A 10,227-nucleotide genomic window follows, 5' to 3' on the forward strand; every position below is an offset into this window, starting at 1 on the left:
GGGTTCACCCACGACGGCGAGCCGGTGAACCGGCGCTCCGGGAAGATGGGCAAGAGCCTGAAGAACAGCGTCAGCCCGGACGAGATGTACGACAGCTTCGGCGCGGACACCCTGCGGGTCTACGAGATGGCCATGGGCCCGCTGGACGCGGACCGGCCCTGGCACACCGACGACATCGTCGGCTCCCACCGCTTCCTGCAACGGCTGTGGCGCAACATCGTAGACGAGGCGACCGGCACGGCGGCCGTCTCCGACAGCGAACCGGACGCCGAGGCCACCCGGGCGCTGCACCGCACGATCCTCGCCGTCCGCGCGGACTACGCGGGCCTGCGCTTCAACACCGCGGTGGCCCGCCTGATCGAGCTGACCAACTTCGTCAGCAAGCGCTACGGCGGCTCGGGCGGGCTGCCCCGCGCGCTCGCCGAGGCGCTGGTCCTCATGGTCGCGCCGCTGGCCCCGCACATCGCCGAGGAGCTGTGGTCCCGGCTGGGCCACGACGGCTCGCTCGCCCTGCGTCCCTTCCCACAGGGGGACGCCTCGCTGGCGGCCGAGTCCACGGTGACGCTGCCGGTGCAGGTCAACGGCAAGGTGCGGTTCACCGTCGACGTCCCCGCGGACGCCGACGAACAGACCGTCCGCGATCTGGTGACCGGCCACGAGGAGTACGCGCGGCACACCACGGACCGGACGGTGAAGCGGCTGATCGTGGTCCCCGGCCGGATCGTCAACATCGCCCTCGGCTGACCCCCACCTCAGTCTTCCAAGGGCCTTCCCCCGGGCCGCCCACGGGGGGAGCAGGGCGGCCCGGGGAGGCTACGGCGTCAACTGGTTGTGGCGGTCGCGGCGGGCCGCCANNNGCCGCCAGTCTCGCCGCCGGGTCCAGCCCCACGACGGCGCGCAGGCATCCGGCGGCGGTCTCGGCGAGACCGGCCACCCACCCACGGGCGTCCGCCGCCGTCCTCGGGCCGCCGTTCACACCGCCGTCCGGGACGGGGAGGACCAGGTCGACCGCGCCCAGCCGCTGGAGATCATGGGCGGTGATCCGCAGCCCGCGGGCCATGCCGGCGGCGTGACCGACGTCCCGATACATGATCACCGAGGCGCCCTCGGGCGGCAGCGGAGCGAGCCAGGCGTCCTCGGCGGCGATGACCGTGTCTGCCGGCAGCAGGGCGAGTGCCGCGCCGCCCGTGCCCTGCCCGAGCAGCACACTCACTGTCGGTACCGGTGTCGTCAACAGCGTCGCCAGGCAACGCGCGATCGCCGAGGCGATCCCGTGGCGTTCGGCGGCCTCCGACAGCTCGGCGCCCGGGGTGTCTATGACGGTGAGGACCGGTAGCCGCAGGTCCGCGGCCCGGCACACCGCGTCCCGGGCCGCATCGAGATCGGCCACACCGATGCGCCGATGCCGCTGGACCGACCTGTCCTGCCCGATAACGACGCAGGGTGTCCCCCGCAGCAGGGCGAGTGCGGTGACGATCGGCGTTCCGGACGTGTCCATCCCCTGGCTGACGCCTCGGCCCAGGTCGGACGCGCCGAGCAGTGTGACGTCGCTGGCCACCGCCAGGAACTCGCGCAGGCCGGGACGGTCGGGCGCGCGGGTGGCCAGCACCGACATCCACGGATCCCGTCCGCTCCCGGTCGGCTGGGAACCGGACAGCGTGATCCTGAACGGCTCGGAGCCAGCCGGCCCAGCCCCGGGCAGGTCGGACCTGGACAGGTTGGACCCGGACAGGTTGGACCCGGACAGTTCGACGTCGGCCAGGTCGGGCCCGGAGAAGTTGGCCCCGATGGCCGCCCCGGAGATCTCCGGGGCGGCCATCGGGGCCAACTTCTCCGGGCCCGANCCGTGCTTCGGGGGAGGGACAGCGCCGCCGCCCGCGACGACGTTGAGCACCCGCTGGACGCTTTCCCGCAGTTCCTCGGGTGCGACGAGGGCGTCCACCAGGCCGGCCAGGCGCAGCGTCTCGGGGCTCTGCGCGTCCGGTCCGAGCGGCGTGCCGGTGAGCGCCTCGACGACCCGGGGCCCGAGGAAGCCGACCAGCGCCCCCGGCTCGGCGAACGTGACATGCCCGAGGGATGCCCAGGACGCGAGCACGCCCCCGGTCGTCGGATGGCGCAGGTAGACAAGGTAGGGCAGGCCCGCCGCCCGGTGCTCGGCGATGGCGCTGCTGATCGTCAGCATCTGGAGGAAGGCGGGGGTGCCCTCGTGGATGCGGGTACCGCCGCTGGCGGGCAGGGCCAGCAGGGCCTGCCGCTGCGCGGTGGCCCGCCTGATCGCGGCCGTGGCCCGGCGTGCCGCGGCCATCCCGACGCTGCCGCCGAGAAAGCCGTACTCGCTGGCCACGACCGCGACCCGGTGGCCGCCCACATGGCCCTCGCCGGTGCGGATCGCTTCGTCCGCGCCGCTGCGTTCGGTGGCCCGCGCCAGGTCCTGGCCGTAGGCGGCGCTCAGCACGGGCTGTTCGGGGACACGGTCCCAGCACCGCCACGTACCGGCGTCGAGGAGCCCGCCAAGAAGATCGTCAAGATGCGGACGCTTCACAGTGGACGCGGGTCCTCCTCTGGTAGTCATGCCGGAACCCTCCCGCCGTGGCCGTTTTCGAGCGTAACGCGGGACACTATGGTGCGCGATCGTTGATAAATCAGCAGCTCATGGCCGGTCATACCCACATCGGCCGCGGCAGTTGCGACCCGGGCCGACCCCGATACAAAGATCGCACGGATGAGCCGGCGGCCAGGTCGGCCATCCGGACCGTGGCTATGATCACGATCATTCCGGAATCCCGCTCACCGGGATCGGTCACCATGGGAGAATGGCCTATCCATCCATGCAGGTACGCCCCGGATTCGTCCTGCGTGAGTCCGACCTGACCTGGCGGTTCTCCCGGTCGGGCGGGCCAGGTGGGCAGAGCGTGAACACCTCCGACAGCAGGGTCGAGCTGTCCTTCGACGCCCGCCGCTCGCCGTCGCTGCCCGAGCCGCTGCGTGAGCGGACGCTTGAACGGCTGGCAGGCCGACTGGTTGACGGCGTTCTCACCATCACGGCCAGCGAACACCGGTCGCAGCTACGTAACCGGGAGGCCGCTCTGAGCAAGTTGATCACAACCCTGCGTAGGGCGAGCGGCCCCCCGCCGCCCGTGCGGCGCCCCACCAGCCCGTCGGCGCGCGCCGTCCAACGGCGCATAGCCGACAAGAAGCACCGGGCCGAGCTCAAGCGTCAGCGCAGGCTGGACTGAGACCGTAGGTAGAAAACGCTCTTCCGGCGACGGTTTTCACCTACGACGCGACGGTATTCCGCGACAGATACCCGATTCGTAGCCGGCTCGACTCCCTGCCCGGCCACCCGCGTCACGACCCGCGTCACAATGCGGTACAGAGCGCGATCATTCCACCGTCGAGAGCGTTTCAGGAGGCCGCTGGGCGGGGGATGCCTACTGGTCGCTCCGCGGGGAGTGCTGGGGCGGGATACCGCTGCCGGGGTCCTGGCTGTCGACCGGCTTGTCACGGTCGGTGGTGGGGGCGCCGAACCGTCCGCTGGCGACGTTCCCGCGCATCCGGGCCAGGCTGCGCGGCATCATCACGAAAAGAGCGACAGCGGCGAGGCCCAGCAGCAGGACGACCAGGAACCCGCTGGTACCAGCGCTGACCTCAAGCGCGAGGAACTGTCCAGCTGGAGGCACGCTTCACACCCTACGCCGAGCGCCCGCCGGACGGGCCCGGCAGGGCGGCGACAAACGCCGCCAGGCCCGGGCCAGGGGAGACAGCACCGGCCGGGCCTGGCGGGGTCAGACGCTGACCGCGAAAGCCGCGGTCATAGATCGAACTCGTTGGGGTCCAGCCCCACCGCGTAACAGGCGTCGCGGACGACCTGCTGCTCGGACTTGTCGAAGTGGCCGTCCGCGCCCCCGATGACGATCCCGATCTGGATCACCGCACGGGCCTCGGCCGGCTTCTTCTTCGTCTTGCCGATGTCCTGGATGACGCCGACCTTGGCGAAGTCGAAGTCCGTCTGCAGCTTGTTGCAGTAGTCGTTGAACTTCTGCTGGAGCTGCTCGGCGGGAAAGTTCTGGAGCACCTCGTTGGAGGCGATGAGCGAGGCGACCTTGCGGCGCTCCTCCGGGTCGATGCTCCCGTCGGCGGCGGCCACCAGGGCGCAGATGGCCATGCTGGCATCCCTGAAGGCACCGCTCTTCAGGTCGTTCTTCTTGGCGTTGAGCTGTTGCTGTATCGACGCGGTGCTGGTGCGCAGACGATCCCAGATCGCCATGATGTGATCCCCTCATCAGTCCCAAGACGCGCAAGGCGTGCAAGGCGTGCGTGGATTCGGATGCCCACGGTCACACCTCCCGCCAGCAGCAACGACCGGTGGCGGCCGGCCGTGCCCTGGCTGCGGATGATTTCATCGGTCACCAGCGGATGTGTCACAGGCGGCCGGGCCGGTGACAGCGACCCGGCCGCCTGGCTGTCCGGCTCAGCGGATGCCGTTGAACAGGTCGTCCTCGGGCAGCACGCCCACCTCGATCAGCGAACGGGCGAGCTGGTAGTCCTCGGTGGGCCAGGCCGCACGCTGGATCTCCAGCGGGACGCGGAACCAGGGCCCGTTCGGGTCGACCTGGGTGGCGTGCGCCAGCAGCGCGCGGTCGCGGATCTCGAAGAAGTCGCCGCAGGGGACCCTGGTGGTGATCCGCCCGGAGTCGGCGGAGCGGTCGACCCACTTCTCCAGCGCGCCGCTGTACGGGGACTCCCGCCCGCTCGCCCGCATCGCGTCGTGCAGGGCGAGCACCCGCTCCTTGTGGTGGGTCTGGTGGTAGTAGAGCTTGAGGGGCTGCCACGGTGCCACGCCGATGTCCTGGCCCACCTCCTGGTATCGCGCGCGGTCGCCCGCCGCCTCGAACGCCTCAATTGTGATCTTGTGGTTCATTATGTGATCGGGGTGTGGATAACCACCGTTCTCGTCATAAGTGACCACGACCTGTGGCTGGAACTCCCGCATCAGCCTGACCAGCGGCCTGGCCGCGTCGGCAATGGGCGTACGGGCGAAACAGCCCTCCGGCAGGGGTGGGAGCGGGTCGCCCTCGGGCAGCCCGGAATCGAGAAAACCCAGCCAGACCTGTCGGACGCCGAGGATCCGCCGGGCCTGTTCCATCTCGGCCCGGCGTAGCTCGACGAGACGTTCGTGGACGTCCGGACGGTCCAGAGCGGGGTTGAGAACGGTCCCGGCTTCACCACCGGTGCAGGTCACCACGAGGACGTCGACGCCCTCGCGGACATAGCGGGCCATGGTGGCGGCACCCTTGCTGGACTCGTCGTCGGGGTGGGCGTGTACAGCCATGAGTCGCAGGCCACCCTCGTTGATCGCCTTGGACATGCGACCATTGTTCCCGATGCCCTCCGCAACCGGTTCCGCTGCGCCACCACCCGGTTCCCCCACGGGAAAGTCGGGCGTGTTCGCCATGGTGCGACGCCTGCTGGACATTCCATGGCTTGGCGGTATCCGGGTCGCCCCCTGGTTCCTGCTGATGGGGCTCGTCATCATCGCGGCCGCCGCGATCGGCGCCGCATGGATCCAGAGCCATCCGGAACGGCTGAACTACGGGACCCGCGCCTATCGGATCACCCCGGCGCAGGCCGAGCTGACATTCGATGTGGAAAAGTCACCCAACGCCGTGGCAGAATGCACTGTCCGCGCACGTGCTCGGGACAACGAGGTCGTCGGCCGGCGTACCGACATCGTCGTCGGTCCGGCCCTGGACGGCCGACGGGTCACGACCACAACGGTCGTGCTCGCCACGTCCCGGGAAGCGAACGTGGTCGAGGTCGAGGACTGTCAGATCGCCCGCGCGGGCTGACAGCCGCTCGGGCTACTGGCGCGCGGCCAGCGGCGTGGCCGATTCCCGGCTCACCCCGCTCACCCCGCTCACCTCGCATGGCAAGCAGCGACGCTTGCTCGTCGCCGTCCCTGTCCGATCCCGACTGTTAGGCTGGGCGTTTGCCCCTGTCCCATCGCTTCGTAATCCGCCTTCGACCAACCGTGTATCCCGCAATTTCCCAGCACCCGACCGGGTGTCCCTGTCCAGGGCCCGTACGGGCCCGACGAGGCCGAATCGCGATACGACCGACCTGCGCCGCGGGCCGGTCGTATGTGTCGTATGGCCGTCGACGTACGAGCGTCCGGAGGATGAACGATCATGGTTCTTCCCGTGTCTCCGGGCCTCTTGAGGAATCTAGGAGCGTGACGCGTGTCGCAGCAGACGTGGCTGACCCAGGAGGCGTATGACCGGCTCCGCGAGGAGCTCGACCACCTCACCGGGACCGGTCGTGTCGAGATCGCCAACAAGATCGAAGCTGCCCGCGAGGAGGGCGACCTCAAGGAGAACGGCGGCTACCACGCGGCCAAGGAGGAACAGGGCAAGCTGGAGTCACGTATCCGGCAGCTCACCGACCTGCTGCGCGACGCCAGGGTCGGGCAGGCTCCGCAGTTCGACGGCGCGGCCGGCCCGGGCACCGTGGTCGAGGTGCGCTTTCCGGGGGACGACGAGACGGAGCGGTTCCTGATCGGTTCCCGGGAGGACCACAGCACCTCGCTGGAGGTGTACTCGGCCCAGTCACCGCTGGGTGGGGCCGTCAGCGGCCACCGGGCGGGTGACACCGTCACCTACACCCTGCCCAACGGGCGCTCGGCCACCGTCAAGATCGTCACGGTGGAGCCGTACTCCAACTGATCCGCCCCGGTCGGCCGACGGGAACCGGCCGGTTGACATTTCACGTCCGGTGTGCCTCCCAGTGGACACCCGGTATGCCGGACGTGGACACAATGCGACTTCCCTGCGCGACGGAGCGAGGGGACGTACCGTCGACTGGTGCTCGATCTGTCAGGGTCCCCGGCACAGTCCCCCGGACCGACATCACCGTCCCCAGGACCAACGACGCTGGGCCTCCTGCGCGGCTCAGGACACCGGTACCGATCCGTACGCACGGAACTGCGCGAGAACACCCTTGCCCGAATGGCCAGCGGTGAGATCCGGTTCCCCGGCATCGTCGGTTTCGACGACACCGTGCTCCCCCAGGTGGAACGGGCCCTGCTGGCCGGGCACGACATCGTCTTCCTCGGCGAGCGGGGGCAGGGCAAGACCCGTCTGATCCGCACCCTGGTCGGCCTGCTGGACGAGTGGACGCCGGTGATCGCCGGCTGTGAGATCAACGACCATCCCTACGCACCGGTGTGCACCCGGTGCCGGCTGCTGTTCGCCGGGCTCGGCGACGACACGCCGGTCGCCTGGAAGCACCGGTCGGAACGGTTCGGCGAGAAGCTCGCCACGCCGGACACGAGCGTCGGCGACCTGATCGGCGACGTCGACCCGGTGAAGGTCGCCCAGGGCCGCACCCTCGGCGACCCGGAGACTGTCCACTACGGCCTGATCCCGCGCACCAACCGGGGCATCTTCAGCGTCAACGAGCTGCCCGACCTCGCCGAGCGCATCCAGGTCTCCCTGCTCAACGTGCTCGAGGAGCGTGACATCCAGGTCCGCGGCTACATCCTGCGGCTGCCGCTGGACCTGTTCCTGATCGCGTCGGCGAACCCCGAGGACTACACCAACCGCGGCCGGATCATCACGCCGCTCAAGGACCGTTTCGGCGCCGAGGTCCGCACCCACTACCCGCTACGGCTCGACGACGAGCTGGCGTTGATCCGGCAGGAGGCGGTGCTGGACTGGAAGGGCTCCCCGCTGGGCGCCCCCGCCGTCCCCGAGCACCTGCTGGAGGTGGTGGCCCGCTTCACCCGGCTGGTCCGCGACGCGCCCCAGGTCGACCGGCGCTCCGGTGTGTCGGCCCGGCTGTCGGTGGCCGCGGCGGAGACTGTGGCCGCCTCGGCCGTCCGTCGCGCGGCCCTGACCGGCGAGGACGTCCCCACCGCCCGGGTCGTCGACCTCACCGCGATCGTACCGGCGGTACGCGGGAAGATCGAGTTCGACCAGCTCGAGGAGGGACGGGAGGACGAGATCCTCGCGCACCTGCTGCGCCGGGCCGTCGCCGAGACCTTCCGCGCCCGGCTCGCCGGCACCGACCTGACCGGCCTGCAACGGCGGTTCGAGACGGAGGGGCCGGTCGAGACCGGTGACCTCGTCCCCGCCGCGGAGCTGCTGCGGCGGGTCGGCCCGGTCTCGGGGCTCGCCGCGATCCTGGCGAAGCTGGACGTCGACGGCGCCGAGGCGCCGGGGCTCGCCGCGGCCGGGCTGGAACTGGCCATGGAGGGCCTGCACCTCAACCGGCGGCTGGCCAAGGAGGAACTGCCGGGCCGCACGGTGTACGGCACATGAGCGCCCCGACCGGGTCGGGCGGCTTCCGCTACGGCCCGTGGGACGGCGGCCCCGACCCGCTCGCCTCCCCGTTCGACGCCGCCGGCGCGCTCGACGAGATGTCCACGCACATCCTGGACGGCCGGACCCCGCGCGAGGCACTGGACGCGCTGCTGCGGCGCGGGACCAACCAACGCCGCGGGCTTGAGGACCTGCGCCGGCAGGTGGAACGCCGCCGGCGCGAGGCTCGGGCNNGCTCGGGCGCGCGGCCGCCTCGACGGCACCCTGGAACAGGTCCGCGAGCTCCTCGACACCGCCGTCGGCCAGGAGCGCGCGGCGCTGTTCCCCGACCCGTCCGACGACGCCCGGCTGCGCGAGGCCGAGCTCGACGCGCTGCCAGCCGACCCGGCCCGGGCCGTGAACGCGCTGGCCGGCTACGAGTGGCGTTCGCCGCAGGCCCGCGAGACCTTCGAGAAGATCTCCGACCTGCTCCGCCGGGAGGTGCTCGACAGCCAGTTCCGCGGCATGAAACAGGCGTTGGAGAACGCCACGCCGCAGGACATCGCCCGGGTCACCGAAATGCTCGCCGCGCTCAACGACATGTTGGAAGCCGATGCCCGCGGTGAGCACACCGACGCCGCTTTCGAGCGGTTCATGCGCTCGTTCGGCGACTTCTTCCCGGAGAACCCGCAGACGCTGGACGAGCTGGTGGACTCGTTGGCGCGCCGCGCCGCCGCCGCCGCCCAACTGCTGGCGGGGCTGTCCCCCCAGCAACGCCAGGAGCTGGCCGATCTCATGGCGTCGGCGCTGGCGGATCTGGGCATGGCGGCCGAGCTCTCCCGGCTGCAACAGGCGCTGCGCGCCGCCCGGCCGGACCTCGGCTGGGGCCGGCGCGGCCGTTTCCGCGACACGATGACCGGTGACACGCCGCTCGGGCTGGGTGACGCGACGAGCGTCCTGGAGGAGCTGGCCGAGCTCGACGAGCTCGCCGCCGCGCTGTCCCAGGACTATCCCGGGGCGTCCCTCGAGGACGTCGACCCGGACGCGGTAGCCCGGGCGCTGGGCCGGGACGCCGTCGACGACCTGCGCACCCTCCAGCAGATCGAGAAGGAGCTGGAGCGCCAGGGCTTCCTGACCCGCAACGCCGGCAAGCTGGAGCTGACCCCGCGGGCGGTCCGCCGCATCGGCCAGAGCGCGCTGTCGCGCATCTTCCAGCGGATGGACACCCGCGGCCGCGGCGATCACGACTCCCGGGACGCCGGTGCAGCCGGAGAACCCACCGGGACGTCCCGACCGTGGCACTTCGGTGACACACAGCCGATCGATGTGGTACGCACCGTGCGCAACGCGGTGCTGCGGGCCGGCCCCGGCAACCCGGACGGGACGGTCGAGCTGGACGTCCGCGACTTCGAGGTGACCGAGACCGAACGCCGCTCCTCCGCGGCCGTCTGCCTGCTGGTGGACCTGTCCTACTCGATGGCGCTGCGGGGCACCTGGGGGGTGGCGAAGTCGACGGCGCTGGCGCTGCGCACCCTGATCGACACGAAGTTCCCGCAGGACACGATCCATCTGGTCGGGTTCTCCGACTATGCCCGGCTGCTGCGGCCGGTGGAGCTCGCGGGCCTGGACTCCGAGGTCGTCCAGGGCACGAACCTCCAGCACGCCCTGATGCTCGCGGGCCGGCTGCTGTCGCGGCACCCGGATTCCGAACCAGTCGTCCTGGTGATCACCGATGGGGAACCGACCGCGCACCTGATGCGCAACGGCACCCCTTCCTTCTCCTGGCCACCGGTCCCGGAGACTCTGGAGCTGACCCTGGCCGAGGTGGACCGCCTCACCCGCCGCGGGGCGACGATCAACGTCTTCATGCTCGACGACGAGCCACGGCTGGTCCAGTTCGTCGACGAGGTCGTCCGCCGCAACGGCGGCC

General features: G+C 70.9%; 9 protein-coding genes and 1 pseudogene (1 of these 10 running past the window's edge). 6 read left to right on the forward strand and 4 right to left on the reverse strand.

Translation table 11 applies throughout. The annotated features are described in order from the left end of the window. Positions 1-744 (forward strand): annotated as a pseudogene (locus tag FrCorBMG51_RS32945) (leucine--tRNA ligase); it begins 2,470 nt to the left of the window's first position. On the opposite strand, the gene FrCorBMG51_RS00790 reads toward FrCorBMG51_RS32945, so the two are convergent. Continuing rightward, positions 725-2,572 (reverse strand): carboxyl transferase domain-containing protein, encoded by a 1,848-nt coding sequence (locus FrCorBMG51_RS00790; RefSeq protein WP_086055175.1) that lies wholly within the window; start codon positions 2,570-2,572, stop codon positions 725-727. The pseudogene FrCorBMG51_RS32945 and the gene FrCorBMG51_RS00790 overlap by 20 nt on opposite strands. A gap of 256 nt (positions 2,573-2,828) precedes the next feature. Between FrCorBMG51_RS00790 and arfB the strand changes: the two genes are divergently transcribed. Then, positions 2,829-3,236 carry an alternative ribosome rescue aminoacyl-tRNA hydrolase ArfB gene (gene arfB / locus FrCorBMG51_RS00795; RefSeq protein WP_083730748.1) on the forward strand — a complete coding sequence of 136 codons (408 nt, stop codon included), beginning with the start codon at positions 2,829-2,831 and terminating at the stop codon, positions 3,234-3,236. A 195-nt stretch (positions 3,237-3,431) separates the two neighbouring features. Here arfB and FrCorBMG51_RS00800 read toward each other — a convergent pair whose 3' ends face one another. The 3 genes from FrCorBMG51_RS00800 to mca all read right to left on the reverse strand — a co-directional run bounded on the left by FrCorBMG51_RS00800 (position 3,432) and on the right by mca (position 5,368). Next, positions 3,432-3,680 (reverse strand): hypothetical protein, encoded by a 249-nt coding sequence (locus FrCorBMG51_RS00800; RefSeq protein WP_013872272.1) that lies wholly within the window; start codon positions 3,678-3,680, stop codon positions 3,432-3,434. A 131-nt stretch (positions 3,681-3,811) separates the two neighbouring features. Continuing rightward, positions 3,812-4,267: a tellurite resistance TerB family protein gene (locus FrCorBMG51_RS00805; protein WP_047221218.1), complete on the reverse strand. Its 456-nt coding sequence runs from the start codon at positions 4,265-4,267 to the stop codon at positions 3,812-3,814. Between the two features lie 204 nt (positions 4,268-4,471). Beyond that, positions 4,472-5,368, reverse strand: a complete 897-nt coding sequence (gene mca, locus FrCorBMG51_RS00810) for a mycothiol conjugate amidase Mca (protein WP_047221219.1) — start codon at positions 5,366-5,368, stop codon at positions 4,472-4,474. Between the two features lie 85 nt (positions 5,369-5,453). On the opposite strand from mca, the gene FrCorBMG51_RS00815 reads away from it, so the two are divergent. From FrCorBMG51_RS00815 to FrCorBMG51_RS34335, 4 genes are all read left to right on the forward strand, one after another. Further along, a complete protein-coding gene (locus FrCorBMG51_RS00815) occupies positions 5,454-5,849 on the forward strand; it encodes a DUF4307 domain-containing protein (RefSeq protein ID WP_162233151.1) in 396 nt (131 codons plus the stop codon). A gap of 390 nt (positions 5,850-6,239) precedes the next feature. Beyond that, a complete protein-coding gene (gene greA / locus FrCorBMG51_RS00820) occupies positions 6,240-6,722 on the forward strand; it encodes a transcription elongation factor GreA (protein WP_047221221.1) in 483 nt (160 codons plus the stop codon). Positions 6,723-7,004: 282 nt separating this feature from the next. Continuing rightward, positions 7,005-8,318, forward strand: coding sequence for a magnesium chelatase ATPase subunit I (locus tag FrCorBMG51_RS00825; RefSeq protein WP_235433204.1), 1,314 nt, complete (start codon positions 7,005-7,007; stop codon positions 8,316-8,318). 1,455 nt (positions 8,319-9,773) lie between these two features. Next, the coding region (locus FrCorBMG51_RS34335) for a vWA domain-containing protein (protein WP_476742079.1) at positions 9,774-10,227 on the forward strand (454 nt) is incomplete at its 3' end.

The sequence above is a fragment of the Protofrankia coriariae genome (assembly GCF_001017755.1).
Taxonomy (GTDB): domain Bacteria; phylum Actinomycetota; class Actinomycetes; order Frankiales; family Frankiaceae; genus Protofrankia; species Protofrankia coriariae.